This is a genomic window from Minwuia sp. IMCC3009 (assembly GCF_029909415.1).
GTDB lineage: Bacteria > Pseudomonadota > Alphaproteobacteria > Minwuiales > Minwuiaceae > Minwuia.
Genome location: NZ_CP123781.1, coordinates 3,115,272 through 3,131,885 on the forward strand (window position 1 = coordinate 3,115,272; position 16,614 = coordinate 3,131,885).

The following is a 16,614-nucleotide window of genomic DNA, read 5'->3' on the forward strand; positions in this document are numbered from 1 at the left end:
ATGACCATGAGCCGATTTCGCACCACGATGATTGCCGCCCTGGCGTCGGCCGGCGTTCTCGCCGCCAGTTCAGCCGCCTACGCCACCGAGACCGGCAAGGAGACCCGCGAGGAACTGCGCGAGGCATGGGCATCTGTCCAGGAATATTCCGTCGAGAAGAAGGATCAGGCCATCGAGAAGGCCGAGGAACTGATCGACGCCCTCGACGAGCGGATCGAGACCCTGAGCGACGAGGCCTCGGATGCCTCCGGCGAAGCCCGTGAGGCACTGGACGAGCGCTTGGTGGAACTGAAGGAACTGCGCGAGGACGCTGCAGAGAAGCTGGAGGAAATGCGAGAGGGCTCGGCTGATCGCTGGGACCGTCTGAAGGCATCCTTCAGCGACGCCGTCGATGCGTTCCAGGAACGCTGGAACGAGGCGACGGAATAGACCTGCGGCGACTTCAGACCGCGTGATCGTGCAGGATCACGATCTGTCCGGACTGATCGTGTCTGGCGGTCTTGCCGTCGGCCAGATGCACGCTGACAATGATCTGGTCGATGGCGTCGCCAGACGTCGTGAAGGGCACGAACATGTTGTCCGATGCCCGCCAGGTATCGGCGAAAAGTACAGGTGATCTGGTCTGGACTGGCGCGCGCGCCTGAACGACAGCCTGGTAGGGGCTGATCATTCGGGAAAATTCCGCACCATAGAGTTCATCGTCGAGCATCAGGCCCGTCGCATTGCGACCGGCGATCTGCACGATGCGGCTGCCCACCAGCCGATAGCGGAACGCCGTGCCGCCCTGCAGCACCTGGACGACCGCCAGAGAAGGCAGCACCGAGACCAGGTCGGCCGGTCTGAATGCAGCGCGATGGGGCAGCCGTCCACCGGCTTCGCGGCGCAGTCTCTGCCACAGATGCAGCAGCGCCAGGCCGTCCGGGTCGAATTCCAGCGACGGGACTGTCCGCCAATAGGAGTCGATATCTGCCAGCGTCAGTGCTTCCGGCCAACGAGGAACTTCAGCCCCTTCGGCCCCACATCCTCGACATGTTCGCAGCCGGCATCCATGACCACGATGTCGCCGGGACCGTAGGAGCGTTCCTCCCCGTTGAAGGTCAGGGTAACGCCGCCCTCGAAGACCATGGCGCGGACGGCGAAGTCATGGGCATGGGCATCATTGTGACAGCCAGGCTCCAGTGACTTGATGCCGACGACCTCATAGCCGTCCCGTGTCAGCCCGGCCTCGAATTCCGCTGTATCCACCATTTGCCTTCATCTCCTGTCATGCGTAGGGAACTGCAACCTTGCCGATCTTCTCCCGAGAGATGATCATCTTCTGGATCTGGGCGGTTCCGTCCCCGATCTGCAGGCCCATGATATCACGAAGCCGCTGCTGGTGCGGCAAATCCATCGCATAGCCCATGTGGCCATGCAGCAGCAGGCACTGGTGCACGGTCTCGAACGCCACCTGCGGCGCGAACCACTTGCACATTGCCGCCTCGGACGTGTGGGGCAGTCCCTGATCCCGCAGCCAGAGCGTCTGGTAACAGATCAGTTCGGCGGCCCGCATCCTGGTCTCCGCCTCGGCCAGCGGCTGGGTCACGCCCTGGTACTTGGCGATCGGATTGCCGAAGGCCTGGCGCTGCTGCACCCATTCCCAGGTTTCCTCCAGCGAGGCACGGGCACAGCCCAGCACCTGCAGGCCGATCAGGGCGCGCGAATAGTCGAACCCGGCCATGACCTCCTTGAACCCCGAGCCCTCCGCCCCGAGGCGCATGTGATCGGGGATCCGCACATTGTCGAAGAAGACCGAGCCACGACCGACCACCCGCGCGCCGGCATCCTCGAACTTCGACGTGGAGACCCCGTCCGCATCCATCGGCACCAGAAAGGCGGTGACACCACGGGCACCGTCATCCGTGCCGCTGGTCCGCGCCGCAACGATGATCCAGTCCGCCTGGGTGGCGCAGGAGATGGAGGTCTTCTCGCCATTCAGGACATAGCCGTCATTGGTGCGATCGGCCTTGCAGATCAGATTGGCGGCGTCCGACCCGCCGCGCGGCTCCGTCAGCCCCAGCGCGATCATGCTTTCGCCACGACAGACAGGCGGCAGGACCTTGCGCCGGACGTCCGGATCAGCATGCCGCGCAACGATGTCGCCCAGCAGCGAGGCGAGCAGCTGCGCATAGGCGACATTCATGTCACCGACCGAGGTCTCCTGCATCAGCAGGCCCGCCGTCACGGCATCGACGCCGGAGCCACCGAACTCGACCGGCAGGTCGGCGCCCAGCAGCCCGACCTCTCCCATGGACGTCAGCAACCCGTCCTCGAATCCGTCCTGACTCTCGCGGGACTGGTAACGCGGTGCCAGATGATCCGCACTGTATCGCCGCGCCGTGTCCCGGAACGCTTCCTGTTCCTCGGTAAACCCAAATTGCATCCTGAAGACCCTCCCCGGTCATATGCTCACGTGCATTGAAGATAGACTGACGCTCCGCCATGCTGTCCGCAATACTGCGGAGAAAGATGCTTGCCCCAGATGCGCCTGACACGACCGAAGGAACTGACCGAGACCCTGGACCTGCTGGCCACCCGTCAATGGCATGTGCTGGCCGGGGGCACTGATCTCTACCCGGCGCATGTGGAACGACCTTTCAGACACCCGCTGCTGGACATTTCCGGCATTTCCGGACTGCGCGGCATCGAGCCTGCCGATACCGGCTGGCGGATCGGGGCCACCACCACATGGACCGAAATCGTGCGCGCCGACCTGCCGCCTGCCTTCGATGCGCTGAAGGCCGCGGCGCGCGAAGTCGGCTCGATCCAGATCCAGAACGCCGCCACGGTCGCGGGCAACCTGTGCAATGCCTCGCCTGCTGCCGACGGTGTGCCACCGCTGCTGATCCTCGACACGACGGTCGAACTGGCCTCCGCCGCGCGCGGGACGCGGCAGGTGCCACTGTGCGACTTCATCCAGGGCAATCGACAGACGGACCTGAAGCCGGACGAGATGATGGTGGCCCTGCATGTTCCGTCGGAAAGTGCGACGGGGCGCAGCAGTTTCGTGAAGCTGGGCAGCCGCCGCTATCTCGTCATTTCCATCGCCATGGTCGCCGCACGGCTGGCGGATGGCGAGGCCGCCGTCGCTGTCGGTTCGTGCTCCGTCGTGGCCCGCCGCATGGCCGGTCTGGAGCAGGCCCTTGCCGGGCGCGACCCAGCGGAACCATGGGAGAAATGCGTGAGCCCGGAGCATTTCGCCGATCTGACGCCCATTGATGACGTTAGGGCCAGCGCAGGATACCGCCGCGACGCCGCCCGGACCTGCACGATCCGCGCGCTGGAGGAGATCGCATCATGAGCATGGGCGCGGAACTGGCCGGACATGTCGAGGGCGTACGCTTCACGGTCAACGGACAACAGGTGGAGGCAATATCCGATCCGGCGACCCGGCTGACCGCCGTCCTGCGGGAAGAGTTCGCGTTGAAGGGCACCAAGGTCGGTTGCGATGCGGGCGACTGTGGCGCCTGCACGGTGCTGATCGACGGGGCACCCGTCTGTGCCTGCATGACCGCCGTGGCCCAGGTCGAGGGCCGGTCCGTCACGACCGTGGAGGGGCTGGCCGACAATGGCACCATGAGCCGCCTGCAACGCAGCTTCCTCGACCACGGCGCGGCCCAGTGCGGCATCTGCACGCCCGGCATGCTGATGGCGGCGACGGCGTTGCTCGACTCGGTGCCGGAACCGGACGAATTGCAGGTCCAGGATGCGCTCGGCGGCGTGCTCTGCCGCTGCACCGGCTACCGCCGCATCATCGACGCCGTGATGGACGCCGGAACCCGGATCGAGAGCCGTGGCAAGGGGGTCGGCGCAGCCATCCCCCGCCTCGACGGCGTGCCGAAGGTCATGGGGACCGACAGGTTCGGCGATGACGTGGCGGCGGCGGACACCCTGCTGGTGCGCGTCATCCGCAGCCCGTTCCACCGGGCGGGCTTCACGCTGGGCGACCTGAAGGGCTTCGTTGCGGAAACTCCCGGACTGGTCGCCGCGATCACTGCCGAGGACATTCCGGGCCGGAACCTGTTCGGCGTCATCCCGCCCTTCGCCGACCAGCCGGTCTTCGCGACCGGCGGTGAAACACGTTTCAAGGGGGAGGCCGTGGCGGCCCTGGTCGGGGACCGGGAGGTGCTGCTGGATCTCGATCTCGCGGCGGTTCCTGTTTCATGGAGCGAACGCGATCCCTCCATGACGACCGAGACAGCGAAGACGACAGCTCCCATGCACGACAGCCGGTCCGGCAATGTGCTGGTGGAGGGCTTCGTGGCGCGCGGCGACATCGACGGCGCGCTGGCCGGGGCCGCACATGTCGTCAGCGATCACTTCGCCACCGCCTTCGTCGAACATGCCTACATCGAGCCGGAGGCAGGCACCGCCTTCATCCGCGACGACGGGCGCATAGAGATCCAGGCCTGTACCCAGGCCCCGCACATGGACCGGGAAGCCGTCGCGGCGATCATGGGCGTGGCGGAAGACCAGATCGTCATCACGCCGACCGCCGTGGGCGGTGGCTTCGGCTCCAAGATCGATGTCTCGATCCAGCCGATCCTGGCACTGGCGACCCGAATCACGGGCAAGCCCTGCCGCATCTGCTACACGCGCCCGGAATCCATGCGTTCCACCACCAAGCGCCATCCGGCCCGCATGCAGGTGAGTATCGGCGCGGATGCGGAGGGGAAGCTGACGGGGCTGCGCTTCGACGGGGACTTCGATACCGGGGCCTATGCCTCCTGGGGACCGACAGTCGCCAACCGGGTGCCCGTGCATGCCTCCGGCCCCTACAGCACCCCCGCCTATCGCGCGCGCGCCGTCGCGCTGCATACCAATGGCCCGGTCTCCGGCGCGTTCCGGGGCTTTGGCGTGCCGCAGGCGGCAATCGCGCAGGAGACCCTGTTCGACAGGCTGGCGGATGCCTGCGGCATCGACAGACTCGAATTCCGGTTGAGAAACACCCTGCGGGACGGCCAGCCGACCGTCACCGGCCAGAGCTTCCGGACCGGTGTCGGCATCCATGCCTGCCTCTCCGCCCTGCAGGAACCATGGGCGCAGGCGCGCGCGGCGGCGGCGCAATGGAACGGGGACAATCCGGACTCTCCGGTCCGGCGCGGTGTCGGCCTTGGCACCTGCTGGTACGGCTGCGGCAATACCTCCCTGCCCAATCCCTCCACCATCAAGGCCGGGCTGATGGCGGACGGTCGGGTGCGGCTGCATCAGGGTGCCGTCGATATCGGCCAGGGCTCGAATACCGTCATCACCCAGATCTTCGCCGAGGCGCTGGGGGTGCCGACCTCGGCCGTGGACCTGTTCATCGGCAATTCCGATGTCACGCCGGACGCCGGCAAGACCTCCGCCTCCCGCCAGACCTTCGTTTCCGGCAAGGCGGCGATGCTGGCCGGTCTGGCCCTGCGGGAGGCACTGCTGCGCCAGGGCAATGTCAGCGACGCGGCAGAGATTTCCCTGGACCATGGCAAGGTCGTGCTGCGCGACGGTGGTGCCGAGCGACAGGTCGACCCGGCGGTCATGGCGGCGGATGCGGACGGGTTCGTGCTCCGGGTGGCGGAAACCTACGATCCGCCGACGGCGGCGCTGGACGGGAACGGTCAGGGGGAGCCCTATGCGCTCTACGGCTACGGCGCGCAGATGGTGGAACTGGAAGTGGACCGGGAGCTCGGCACCGTGAAGCTGCGCCACATCACGGCGGCCCACGATGTCGGGCGCGCCATCAATCCCCAGCTTGTCCAGGGTCAGATCGAGGGCGGGATCGCACAGGGAATCGGCATGGCGCTGATGGAGGACTATCAGCCCGGTCGGACGGAGAACCTGCACGACTATCTGATCCCGACCATCGGCGACGTGCCGGAGATCGAATCGATCATCATCGAGGTTCCGGATGCCGAAGGCCCCTATGGTGCCAAGGGACTGGGCGAACACGTGCTGATACCGACAGCCCCGGCCATCCTGAACGCCATCCGCGACGCCACCGGCGCCGTCGTGACCACCACCCCGGCCACCCCCGACCGCATCCTCACCGCCATCCGGGCCGCACAGGCATGAAGCGGATCGCGCATTCAACTCGGTCGGTGCATGACAATCTTCCTCCTCCCCCCTGGCGGGGGAGGACCGAGGAGGGGGGGAAGCCCAGGCGCCGCAGGAAAGGCACCCTGTCATGTCAATCCAGCGCGCCCGAAACCTGCGCAAGAACCCAACGCCTGCGGAACGGAAACTCTGGCAGGTCCTTCGCCGACGCCAGATCGCCAGCGTCAGGTTCCGCCGCCAGGTTCCCATTGGCCGCTACATCGCCGACTTCTGCTGTCTCGAGCTACGGATCATCATCGAGGTCGATGGGGGTCAGCATGCCCGGCAGGCGGATGCAGACGAACACCGAACCCGATGGCTCAAGGATCGGGGCTTTGTCGTCATTCGATTCTGGAACAACGACGTGTTGCAGAATCCCGACGGCGTGCTTGCCCGGATATCACACGCCTGTACGACCGCGATCAGCTTGGCAAGGCCCGACGCGGAGTGAGCGCCGGGTTGGTGCCTTGCGGCACCTTCACCCCCTTCCCGACCTTCCCCCATCAAGGGGGAAGGAGAAGAGCTGGGCGACCGGACCCGACCGGACCCTGCCGGCAAAGGCAACGGAGACATGCAATGACTGACGTGGTGCGCAAGGACGGGAAGATCCGCTGTGATGCCTGTCCGGTCATGTGTTTCATCGCGGAGGGACGCTCCGGGGCCTGTGACCGCTATGCGGTGGAGGATGGTGAGCTGATCCGGGTTGATCCGCTGACCGTGGTGCAGCGGGTCCGGGACGCGGAGGGGCGGCTGGTGCCGTTCCTGGAGGGCGCGGAGGACTGGGACGGCGAACTGGTCCGCCCCGGCGACAGCTTCATCACGGCGGTCGGCGCGGGCACGACCTACCCCGACTACAAGCCGGCCCCCTTCATCGTCAGCCAGGATGTCGAGGGCATCGACATGGTGACCATCGTGACGGAGGGCATCTTCAGCTATTGCGGTGCCAAGGTGAAGATCGACACCGACCGCCACCTCGGCCCGGAACGCAATCTGGTCCGCGTGGACGGGGAGCCTGTCGGCCATGTCACCACGGGCGAATATGGCTCCCAGATGCTGTCGCTGGGCGGGGTGCATCACCTGACCGGCGGCGGCAAGAAGGAAGGCCGTATCACCTGCGCCACCCTGATGGACCTGTGCAACGGCAAGGCCGTGGACATGACCGTGGATGACGGCGTGGAGATCACCGTGCAGGCGGGGCAGCCCCCGATCGTCAACGGCACGGCGGAGAACCGGATGCGGGTCGGCTGCGGGTCGGCGACCATCGGCATGTTCGCCACCCAGTGGCAGGGGCTGGTGGATGAGGTGGTGGTGGTGGATGACCACATCACCGGCGTCGTCTCCGAGCATCAGGCCGGCAAGGTGCTCGACTGGCCCGACACGGGGATTCGCATCAAGGGCCGCCGTTCCACACCGGGCCGCTATTTCCAGGTCGCGGAGCCGGGCACCGGCTGGGGCGGTACCAATGTCTCCGACCCGCTGACCATTCTGGGGGCCTGGGATCCGAAGAAGGCACGGCCCGGCCTGACCATGATGATGGTCTCCACGACCGGGGAGCAGTTCGGTTACTACGTCCTCGACGACGATCTGGTCCCGGTGGAGCACGACCTGCCGGACAGCCTGCGTCCCTCCGTCGACCTGATCGCGGAGAACTGTGAGCCCGCACTCTGTTCGGTGCTGTTCATGGGCGGAGCAGGGGGGTCGCTGCGGGCCGGTGTCACGCGCAACCCGGTGCGGCTGACCCGATCCGTCGCCGAGGCGGTCACCAATGTGACCTGCGGCGGTGCACCGGTCTATCGCTGGCCCGGCGGCGGCATCACCGTCATGGCGGATGTCAGCCGGATGCCCAGCAATTCCTTTGGCTATGTCCCGACGCCCGCCATCGTGGCACCGATCGAGTTCACCATGTCGCGGGCCGACTATCTGGCTCTCGGCGGTCACGGCGACCATGTGCAGAACCTCTCGGAGGTGCTGGGCAGGGACGGCCAGCGCCGGGTGGCGCACAGACAGGGCAATCCCTGGCCAGCCGGACAGCGCAAGCGGGACGACTGATGGCACCGGGTCCACAGGTTGCCCTGCTGCCCGATGGCAGGCGGCTGCACCTGCAGCACGGTCCCATTGACCTGCTGATCGACGCAGACGGCCCTGCCCCGGCGGTTCGCGCGACCTGGCGGGCGGCGGAGGAACGGTTTCGCGATGTGCTGGCGGTGCTGGTGGAGGAACTGCCCGCCATGCGCCGACCCTGCCCCGAGACCGGGATTGCGCTGGCCGGTCCCGTCGCCAGACGGATGGCCGTCGCCGTCACGCCGCATGCACGGACATTCGTCACCCCCATGGCAGCGGTGGCCGGATCGGTCGCGGACGAGATGCTGGCCGCGATCCTGGCCGCTGCGCCCAACCTCGACCGCCTGCACGTCAACAACGGTGGCGACATCGCGCTCTGGCTGGCGGCGGGCCAGTCCTGCGTCAGCGGCATTGCCGGACCGCCGCCACGGTTGCGCATCATCGACCGGGTGCTGATAGGCGCGGATGACGGGATTGGCGGCATCGCCAGCAGCAGCCGTCACGGGCGCTCCCTGTCACTGGGCGTCGCGGACAATGTGACGGTCTTCGCGCGCAACGCGGCCATGGCCGATGTGGCGGCGACGCTGATCGCCAATGCCGTCGATACCGGCCCCCATCCGAACGTGAAACGCCGCCCGGCAACCGATCTCGACCCGGACAGCGACCTCGGCGCGCGGCTGGTCACGGTCGATGTCGGCAGGCTGGCGGCAGACGACGTGAGACAGGCGCTGGAGCGGGGCATGGCGCAGGCAGAACAGATGCGTGCCGCTGGTCTGCTGGATGCGGCGCTGCTGATGCTGCAGGATGAGACACGACAGGTTGGCCACCTGAGACGGCCAGGAGGCGAGCATGGAATACATCCGGAACCACTGGTACGTGGCGGGCTTCGCGTCGGAGTTCGGTGAGGGTTTCACCACCGCGACGATCCTGGAGGAAGAGATCGTGCTCTATCGCGCCAGCGATGGCACGGTCGTGGCGCTGGAGGATCGCTGCCCGCATCGCGCCCTGCCGCTGTCCATGGGCAAGCGGATCGGCGATCAGGTGCAGTGCGGCTATCACGGTCTCACCTTCGGGACCGACGGGCACTGCGTCCGGGTGCCGGGACAGCGCAGCATTCCGCCACAGGCCTGGGTCAGGCGCTATCCTACCCACGAACGGCACGGCATCGTCTGGATCTGGATGGGCGCGGAGGATGCGGCGGACACGTCGCTGGTCTTCGACATGCCGGAGTTCACCGATCCCGGCTGGGCGGCGCACCAGGGGGAAGCACTGGCGTTCGAAAGCAACTACCTGAACGTCGCCGACAACCTCTGCGACCCGGCCCACGTCAGCTTCGTCCACCCCACGACCCTCGGCAATCCCGACAGTGAGGACGTGCCGGTGCGGGCGCGGCGCCATGGCCAGATGGTCGAGATCTCACGCTGGATCCGCGACAGCGCGCCCATCGGGTTCTTCCAGGCCTATGGCGGTTTCAGCGGCAATGTGGACCGCTGGCACTACTACTATCTGCATGCCCCCTGCATTGCCGCCATCGACTTTGGCAGCGCCGATACGGCTCTGGCCCTGCCGGAGGAGCGGCGCGGCGAAGGCATCCAGATCCATGCGCTGCATTTCATGACTCCGGTCAATGCCACCCGGACCATCGACCGCTGGATGCACCTGCGCAACACGGCGGTAGATGACCCGACGGCGGGGGAACGGATCAGCGACCTGCTGCGCAAGGCCTTCGCGGAGGACAAGGCAATCCTGGAAGCCGTCCAGCGCAAGGAACTGCAGCCCCGCGACCGCCCGCCGGTCCGCGTCGCCATCGACGCCGGTGCCAATCACTACCGCCGCATCGTCGCAGAGATGCTGGCCGCCGAGCAGGAAGTCGCAACGGCGGCGGAGTAGCGGCGGCAGGCACGTGCTGTTGGGTGAAATGCCCGGTACTTCAGGGTGGTCCCAGGCCTTCGACCCGATCAGGCGCTCTCGCGCAGGGCGGCGGCTTCGGCGAGGTCGACGGAGACAAGCTGGCTGACACCGCGCTCCGCCATCGTGACGCCGAACAGCCGGTCCATCCGGGCCATGGTGATCGGGTTGTGGGTGATCACCAGGAACCGGGTGCCACCGCGACCGGCGAGATCCTCCAGCAACAGCATCAGCCGTTCCACATTGGCGTCGTCCAGCGGCGCATCGATCTCGTCCAGCACGCAGATCGGGGCAGGATTGGTCAGGAACACGGCGAACAGCAGCGCCGTGGCGGTCAGAGCCTGTTCGCCACCGGACAACAGGGTCAAGATCTGCATCCGCTTGCCCGGCGGGCTGGCCATGATCTCCAGACCGGCCTGCAGCGGGTCCTCCGCCTCCGTCAGTGCCAGCCGCGCCTCGCCGCCGCCGAAGACCCGTTTGAACAGCACGGTGAAGTGGCCGTTGACGGTCTCGAAGGCTTCCAGCAGGCGCGCCCGCGCCTCGCGGTTGATGGCACTGATCCCCTGACGCAGCCGCTGGATCGCGGCTTCCAGATCGGTGCGTTCGCTGGTCAGGGTCTCGATCTTCTCCTCGACCTCCTGCGCCTCGATCTCGGCCCGCAGGTTGACCGGCCCCATATTCTCCCGCTCGCGTTTCAGCCGCTCATGGCTGCGTTCCGCATCGGAAAGCTGCGGCAGTTCGGCATCCTCTTCCAGTCCGCCAGCCTCCAGCACCTTGCCCGGCGGGCACTCCATGGAGTCCCGGATCTCGCGGGTCAGCCGCTGCAGCTCCGCCTGTCCCATCTCGACCGCGCCTTCCTTGCGGACATGGTCTTCCCGCGCGGTCTGAAGCGCCGTCTGGATGGTACGCAGTTCCCGGTCGGCCTCGGACAGCAGCCCCTCCGCCTCCGACAGGCGTTTCACGGCTGCGGCGCGCGCGGCCTCCGCCTGCCCGATCCGTTCCACCAGATCGGCACGCTGCGTGGTGATCGTGTCGGGACGGCGGGCAATGTCCTCCAGCGCCTGCCGTGCAGCGGACTGGCGTTCGCCGAGTTCGGCAACCGCCGTGCCCGCCTCCGTGGCGCGGTTGGTCCAGTCGGCGGTTTCGCGAGTGATCTCTTCCCGCCGCCGCTGGCGGAAGCGCCGTTCGCGTTCCAGTCGCTCCTGCGCCTGTCGTGCGGTATCCAGCCCGGTGCGCGCCGTCTCCACGGCCTGCCGCGCCGTCGCCTGCGCCTGTTCCGCGCTGTCGGTCTGGGGCAGCGTCGCGAACTCGCGCGTCAGTCCCTCGACAGCCTCCGCCGCCGCTGCACCATCGCGGCGCAGACTCTCCAGTGCCGCCGCGAGCCGTTCCCGCTTCTGCCGCTCGCCATCTGCCTGGCGACGCATGGCGGACAGGGCCTGACCCGCCTTCGCGATCTGCTGTTCAGCCTCCGCGCGGCGTGCCCGGCTGGACCGTTCCGCCCCGATCACACGGGCCACGGACTCCCGCGCCTTCGCGACCGCCTGTTCCAGTTCCTGCATCTGCCTGCGGGCCGGTTCAACCTGGCCCTGCACGGTCTTCAGCCGGTTCTGCTGTTCCAGCCGGATCGCGCCCGCCGCATGCTTGCCCGCGCGACGGACGAAGCCGTCCCAGCGCCAGAAATCGCCCTTGCGCGACACCAGCCGCTGTCCGGGTTTCAGCGTGGCGGCGACCCGGTCCCCGGTGTCGCGATCCGCCACGACGCCCACGGCATTCAGCCGTCGCGCCAGCGCGGCGGGACCCGTGACATGGGCCGAAAGCGGCTCCACGCCATCGGGAAGGGCCCCGGCGAGGTCCGCCGGTTCGACGGTCAGCCAGTGTGCGGGTGCATCGGTTTCAAGCGCCGCCTGGGCACCATCCCCCAGCGCGGCAGCGAACGCGGTCTCGAACCCCGGCGTCACCTGCACCTGATCGAGCACCGGCCTGTGCGTCGTCCTTGCATCACGCGCCAGCAGCCGCGTCAGCGTGTTCAGCTCTGTCTCCAGGGCGGAGAGCGTCGACTTCGCGCCGCGTTCCGCCTCGATCGCGGCCGTCAGTTCCTCCTCCGCCGTCGCCCGCGCCTGTTCCGCCTTCGCGATCTCGTCGGCGATGCCTTCGATCACCTGTCGCGCCGCTGCCTCCTGCGCCTCGGCGGCGGCAATGCGGTCGGCCAGCCCCTGGTCGCCGGTCCGGGTCATGTCCTGTTCGGCAGCCCGCGTCCGGCGCTGCAACTCGTCCCGCCGGGTGGTTTCCTCCGAGACCCGGCGGCTGAGCGCCTGACGACGGGCGCGCAGGTCGGCCAACTGTTCGGTCGCGGCGGACAGCGCAGCCTCGGCCTCCGCCAGCACCGACTTGCGGGCGGCCACATCCTGCTCGGCAGCCTGTTTCAGATCATCCTGACCGGCAGACGCCTCGTCCAGCCTGGCGGTCTCGCCGGCCAGTGCCTGGACCCGTTCCGCGGCCTCCGCCTGGCGACGTGTTTCACGTTCCAGATCGCGGTCGAACTGGACCAGCCGTTCCTTCAGCTCCGTGATCGTCTGCCGGACCCGTGCCTCTTCCTGATCCAGCGATTCACGGGCCACCAGCAGCCGCTGCAGGGCTGCCGCCGCTTCCGCCTCCGCCTTGCGCAGCGGCTCGATGCGGGCCATGGCATCGGCCTGCAGGGTGCTTGCCGCCGCCGCCGCGCGGGTGGCTTCCGTCACCGCGGCCTCGGCCTCGTCCTTCACGTTGCGGGCGCGGTTCAGTGCCTCCAGCGCCGCCGAGTAGCGCAGATGGTGGATGATCGCCTCCGTGCGACGGATCTGGTCCGACAGGTTGCGGTAGCGGCTGGCCTGCCGCGCCTGCCGTTTCAGCGCCGCAAGCTGCGTGTCGAGCTGTCCGGTCACATCGTCCAGCCGTTCCAGGTTGGTTTCCGCCCCGCGCAGGCGCAATTCGGCCTCATGGCGGCGCGAATGCAGGCCGGTGATTCCAGCCGCTTCCTCCAGCAGCAGGCGACGCTCCGACGGTTTCGCGCCGATCAGGGCACCGACGCGCCCCTGGCTGACGATGGCGGTGGAGCGGGCACCGGTCGCCAGATCAGCGAACAGCAACTGCACGTCCCGTGCCCGCACATGGCCGCCGTTCAGCTTGTAGTCGGAGCCGGATTCACGGGTGATCTTGCGGCTGACCGTGATCTCCGGCGCCTCGCTGTAGGCGGCGGGAACCGGGCTTCCGGCCGGGTTCTCAAGCGTCAGCTGAACTTCGGCATGATTGCGGGCAGGCCGGGTGGCGGAACCGGCGAAGATGACGTCATCCATCTCCCCGCCGCGCATGTTCTTGGGCGAGGTCTCACCCATCACCCAGCGCAGCGCCTCGACCAGGTTCGACTTGCCGCAGCCGTTCGGTCCCACCACCCCGGTCATGCCGGGGGCGATGGTCAGTTCCGTCGGTTCGACGAAGGACTTGAAACCGGTCAGCCGAAGCTTGTTGAACTGCACTGGTGCCGCGCCACCCCTGTCCTGGCCCTAGAGGGCGCTCTCGATCCGGTCCGACAGCGCCTCGAAATCCAGGCCCCCTTCGAACTTCTCGCCATTGACATAGACACTGGGCGTGCCGCTCACCTTCATGCGCTGGTGACCGTCCAGCCGCGTGGCCAGCAGCATGTCCACCAGCGACTCATCAGCCATGCAGGCGTCGAACGCCTCCGACGAAACCCCACCGAGCAAGCCGATCTGGCGCAGGGCTGCGGCCGGGTCGCTGGCGCTGGTCCAGTTCGGCTGCTGCTGGAAGAGCTGATCGATGAAACCGAAGAACTTCTGCTCCCCGCCACAACGCGCCAGCATCGAGGCCTGCAGCGCATAGCGGTCCAGGGGAAATTCACGGAACACGAAGCGGACCTTGCCCGTTTCGATGAATTCCTTCTTCAGCTTCGGATAGATCTCCTCGTGAAACCGGCGGCAATGCGGGCAGGTCATGGAGGCATATTCGATCACCTCCACCGGTGCCTCGGGGTCGCCCAGAACCATGTCACCCTTGGCATAGTCCGCTGCCCGCGCGACGCCAGGGACCAGAAGGCCACTCATGGCCAGCCCGGTCGCGATGCCCCCGCTCACCAGCACGCTGCGGCGCGAAACATTCCGGTCACGGCCCGTGTCTTGAATCTTGTTTAGTGTCATTGCCTGTTCTTACCCACTACATGTTGTGAAATCATACTGCCGCCCGCACACAGCCTCAATCCGAAAAAGACGGAGACTGCCAACCCGACAGCTTGGTGCAGAATAGGGCCAGATCATGACGATTTGTGATCGGAGTCAGTCACTTCCCGGTGTCTTCACCCGCGCCGAAGATCGCCGCCCCCAGCCGGTGCAGGGCCTTGCGGGTTTCCGGGTCCGTGATTCCGGCGGTCACGCGATCCAGTTCCACACGCTCCGATTCGGTCAGGGGACGCAGGTTGCGCGCCGGTTTCTGCTGCCTTGGCTGGATCGCGACCTGGCGCAGGCGGATCCCGGTCACCGCCCGCCAGCCGAAGAAACGGTTCACCCGCTCGATCAGCAGCGGCTCCAGATGCTGGATCTCCGTGGCCCAGCCCGGCGCGACACTGAGGTGCAGCAACGCGCCGTCAGCGGCGGCGGCGCGTTCCTGCCCCTCCACCACGCGGGGCCAGTTCAGCCGCTCCGGCCGGCACTGGTCGGCCAGCGCGGCACCGACGATCTCCGGCCAGCGCAGCACGATGTCGGTCTGCGCGAAGCCACGTTTGCGGAAGGTCGGCGACAGGATAGCGGCCACATCCTCGCCCGCCCGGCGGAAGCCGCCCTTGCCTCGGCGTGGTCCACTGCCTAATGCTGCTGCCGTGCTGTCGGTGCCCGCCGCCGGTCGCTTCGCTGTCACCTGCCCCTCCCGGAGCCATGCCTGATACACGTCGCATCATAGCCGACCTGCTGGCCCACTACGACAGCCACCGTCGCCACCTGCCCTGGCGCGCCGATCCTGGCGTGCGACCGGACCCGTACCACGTCTGGCTGAGCGAGATCATGCTGCAGCAGACCACCGTGCAGACCGTGATCCGGTATTTCGAGCATTTCCTGAGCCGCTGGCCCACCGTCGCCGATCTGGCCAATGCCGATCAGGACGCGGTGATGCATGCCTGGCAGGGCCTGGGCTACTACAGCCGGGCGCGCAACCTGCTGAAATGCGCCCGGGCCGTGGTGCAGGATCATGCCGGGTGGTTCCCGGAGACGGAGGCCGGACTGCTCGGCCTGCCCGGTATCGGCCCCTATACCGCCGCCGCCATCGCCGCCATTGCCTTCGATCAGCCGACCATGCCGGTGGATGGCAATATCGAGCGGGTGAGCGCGCGCCTGTTCGCGGTGGAAGAGGCCATGCCGGGTGTGAAACCGGAACTGAAGCGTCTCGCCGCGAGACTGATCGCCCCGACACGCCCCGGCGACATGGCGCAGGCACTGATGGATCTCGGGGCCACGATCTGCACACCGCGCAGCCCGGCCTGCGGGCGCTGCCCCATCGCCGGCGAATGTGTCGCGCGGGAGCGCGGCATTGCCGCGGACCTGCCGCGCAAGGCACCGAAGAAGGCAAAGCCGACGCGGCACGCCGTCTTCTTCTGGCTGACGCGGGCCGACGACGGTGCCGTGCTGTTTCAGCGTCGCCCCGACAAGGGACTGCTGGGCGGCATGATGATGCCGCCATCGACCGAATGGCGCGACGGCGAGGCATGGGAAGCCCGTGCCGCACGGGAACAGGCCCCGGTGACCGCGGACTGGACACCGCTCAACGGCGGTGCGCGCCATACCTTCACGCATTTCCATTTCGAGATGCAGGTCTGGGTCGGATCCGTGCGCAACGGCCACGGCTTCGACAGTGCGGACGACATCTGGTGTCCGCCGGACCAGCTCGACCGGCTGGCCCTGCCCACGGTCGCCAAGAAGGTCTGCCACCATGCCCTGTCGGGAGGCACACTTGTCTGAGCGGTTTCACGACGATGACCTCTGGGTCTTCGGCTATGGCAGCCTGATGTGGCGGCCCGGCTTCGACCATCTGGACCGGCAGCGGGCGCTGCTGCGGGGACGGCACCGCCGTCTCTGTGTCTGGTCGTGGCACCATCGCGGCAGTCAGGCCAGTCCGGGCCTCGTGATGGGGCTGGACCGGGGCGGGGCCTGCGTTGGCATCGCCTATCGGGTCGCCGCCGCGCAGGCCCGGGAAGTCCGCGACTATCTGGATGCGCGGGAACGGGTGACACCGGTCTACCTCGCCACGGACGTGAAGCTGAGACTGGCCGACGGTCGTCCGGTGACCGCCCTGACCTACACGGTGGACCGTGCCAATCCGCAATACGCCGGGCGGCTGGATCTGGAGACGGCGGTAACGACGGTACGCGGCGCGGTCGGCCACAGCGGCCGCAATCCCGACTACGTGCGCGAGACGGCGGCGCATCTGAGGGAAATCGGTGTATACGACCCCTTCATGCAGGCGGTCGATGCGGCCCTGCACAGTTGAGGACCGGAC

15 protein-coding genes are annotated in these 16,614 nt (G+C 67.5%); 9 read left to right on the forward strand and 6 right to left on the reverse strand.

The window, feature by feature from the left end:
• Positions 1-6: 6 nt before the first annotated feature.
• On the forward strand, positions 7-429 hold the full coding sequence (locus QGV55_RS14625) for a YtxH domain-containing protein (protein ID WP_281016044.1): 423 nt from the start codon (positions 7-9) through the stop codon (positions 427-429).
• Positions 430-442: 13 nt separating this feature from the next.
• Here QGV55_RS14625 and QGV55_RS14630 read toward each other — a convergent pair whose 3' ends face one another.
• From QGV55_RS14630 to QGV55_RS14640, 3 genes are read right to left on the reverse strand one after another with little or no spacing between them, the layout of a single operon-like run.
• Positions 443-1,039 (reverse strand): PAS domain-containing protein, encoded by a 597-nt coding sequence (locus tag QGV55_RS14630; protein WP_348638790.1) that lies wholly within the window; start codon positions 1,037-1,039, stop codon positions 443-445.
• Positions 976-1,248: a cupin domain-containing protein gene (locus QGV55_RS14635; protein ID WP_281016043.1), complete on the reverse strand. Its 273-nt coding sequence runs from the start codon at positions 1,246-1,248 to the stop codon at positions 976-978. Before QGV55_RS14635 ends, QGV55_RS14630 begins: the two co-directional genes overlap by 64 nt.
• 16 nt (positions 1,249-1,264) lie before the next feature.
• Positions 1,265-2,422, reverse strand: a complete 1,158-nt coding sequence (locus QGV55_RS14640) for an acyl-CoA dehydrogenase family protein (protein WP_281016042.1) — start codon at positions 2,420-2,422, stop codon at positions 1,265-1,267.
• A 99-nt stretch (positions 2,423-2,521) separates the two neighbouring features.
• Here QGV55_RS14640 and QGV55_RS14645 point away from each other — a divergent pair, with 99 nt between their 5' ends.
• From QGV55_RS14645 to QGV55_RS14670, 6 genes are all read left to right on the forward strand, one after another.
• Positions 2,522-3,340, forward strand: a complete 819-nt coding sequence (locus tag QGV55_RS14645; protein WP_281019862.1) for an FAD binding domain-containing protein — start codon at positions 2,522-2,524, stop codon at positions 3,338-3,340.
• Positions 3,337-6,090, forward strand: a complete 2,754-nt coding sequence (locus QGV55_RS14650; protein ID WP_281016041.1) for a molybdopterin cofactor-binding domain-containing protein — start codon at positions 3,337-3,339, stop codon at positions 6,088-6,090. Before QGV55_RS14645 ends, QGV55_RS14650 begins: the two co-directional genes overlap by 4 nt.
• Before the next feature lie 112 nt (positions 6,091-6,202).
• Positions 6,203-6,562, forward strand: a complete 360-nt coding sequence (locus tag QGV55_RS14655) for an endonuclease domain-containing protein (protein WP_281016040.1) — start codon at positions 6,203-6,205, stop codon at positions 6,560-6,562.
• Between the two features lie 125 nt (positions 6,563-6,687).
• Complete coding sequence (locus QGV55_RS14660; protein ID WP_281016039.1) at positions 6,688-8,160, forward strand: hypothetical protein; 1,473 nt, start codon at positions 6,688-6,690, stop codon at positions 8,158-8,160.
• Positions 8,160-9,077, forward strand: coding sequence for a UPF0280 family protein (locus QGV55_RS14665; protein ID WP_281016038.1), 918 nt, complete (start codon positions 8,160-8,162; stop codon positions 9,075-9,077). The genes QGV55_RS14660 and QGV55_RS14665 overlap by 1 nt, the downstream gene beginning before the upstream one ends.
• The gene (locus tag QGV55_RS14670; RefSeq protein ID WP_281016037.1) at positions 9,022-10,062 is read left to right on the forward strand and encodes an aromatic ring-hydroxylating dioxygenase subunit alpha; all 1,041 of its coding nucleotides are present in this window, start codon (positions 9,022-9,024) and stop codon (positions 10,060-10,062) included. Before QGV55_RS14665 ends, QGV55_RS14670 begins: the two co-directional genes overlap by 56 nt.
• A 68-nt stretch (positions 10,063-10,130) precedes the next feature.
• Here QGV55_RS14670 and smc read toward each other — a convergent pair whose 3' ends face one another.
• From smc to QGV55_RS14685, 3 genes are all read right to left on the reverse strand, one after another.
• Complete coding sequence (gene smc / locus QGV55_RS14675; protein ID WP_281016036.1) at positions 10,131-13,592, reverse strand: chromosome segregation protein SMC; 3,462 nt, start codon at positions 13,590-13,592, stop codon at positions 10,131-10,133.
• A gap of 27 nt (positions 13,593-13,619) precedes the next feature.
• A complete protein-coding gene (locus QGV55_RS14680) occupies positions 13,620-14,270 on the reverse strand; it encodes a DsbA family protein (protein WP_281016035.1) in 651 nt (216 codons plus the stop codon).
• Positions 14,271-14,409: 139 nt separating this feature from the next.
• Complete coding sequence (locus QGV55_RS14685) at positions 14,410-14,982, reverse strand: DciA family protein (RefSeq protein WP_281016034.1); 573 nt, start codon at positions 14,980-14,982, stop codon at positions 14,410-14,412.
• Positions 14,983-14,999: 17 nt separating this feature from the next.
• Between QGV55_RS14685 and mutY the strand changes: the two genes are divergently transcribed.
• Positions 15,000-16,076, forward strand: coding sequence for an A/G-specific adenine glycosylase (gene mutY / locus QGV55_RS14690; RefSeq protein ID WP_281016033.1), 1,077 nt, complete (start codon positions 15,000-15,002; stop codon positions 16,074-16,076).
• Positions 16,069-16,605, forward strand: coding sequence for a gamma-glutamylcyclotransferase (locus QGV55_RS14695; protein WP_281016032.1), 537 nt, complete (start codon positions 16,069-16,071; stop codon positions 16,603-16,605). Before mutY ends, QGV55_RS14695 begins: the two co-directional genes overlap by 8 nt.
• The last annotated feature ends 9 nt before the right edge of the window (positions 16,606-16,614 follow it).

Coding starts and splice junctions, on each gene's coding strand:
- QGV55_RS14625 (WP_281016044.1), top strand. CDS start 7: ATGAGCCGATTTCGCACCACGATGATTGCCGCCCTGGCGTCGGCCGGC.
- QGV55_RS14635 (WP_281016043.1), bottom strand. CDS start 1,248: ATGGTGGATACAGCGGAATTCGAGGCCGGGCTGACACGGGACGGCTAT.
- QGV55_RS14640 (WP_281016042.1), bottom strand. CDS start 2,422: ATGCAATTTGGGTTTACCGAGGAACAGGAAGCGTTCCGGGACACGGCG.
- QGV55_RS14645 (WP_281019862.1), top strand. CDS start 2,522: ATGCGCCTGACACGACCGAAGGAACTGACCGAGACCCTGGACCTGCTG.
- QGV55_RS14650 (WP_281016041.1), top strand. CDS start 3,337: ATGAGCATGGGCGCGGAACTGGCCGGACATGTCGAGGGCGTACGCTTC.
- QGV55_RS14655 (WP_281016040.1), top strand. CDS start 6,203: ATGTCAATCCAGCGCGCCCGAAACCTGCGCAAGAACCCAACGCCTGCG.
- QGV55_RS14660 (WP_281016039.1), top strand. CDS start 6,688: ATGACTGACGTGGTGCGCAAGGACGGGAAGATCCGCTGTGATGCCTGT.
- QGV55_RS14665 (WP_281016038.1), top strand. CDS start 8,160: ATGGCACCGGGTCCACAGGTTGCCCTGCTGCCCGATGGCAGGCGGCTG.
- QGV55_RS14670 (WP_281016037.1), top strand. CDS start 9,022: ATGGAATACATCCGGAACCACTGGTACGTGGCGGGCTTCGCGTCGGAG.
- QGV55_RS14680 (WP_281016035.1), bottom strand. CDS start 14,270: ATGACACTAAACAAGATTCAAGACACGGGCCGTGACCGGAATGTTTCG.
- mutY (WP_281016033.1), top strand. CDS start 15,000: ATGCCTGATACACGTCGCATCATAGCCGACCTGCTGGCCCACTACGAC.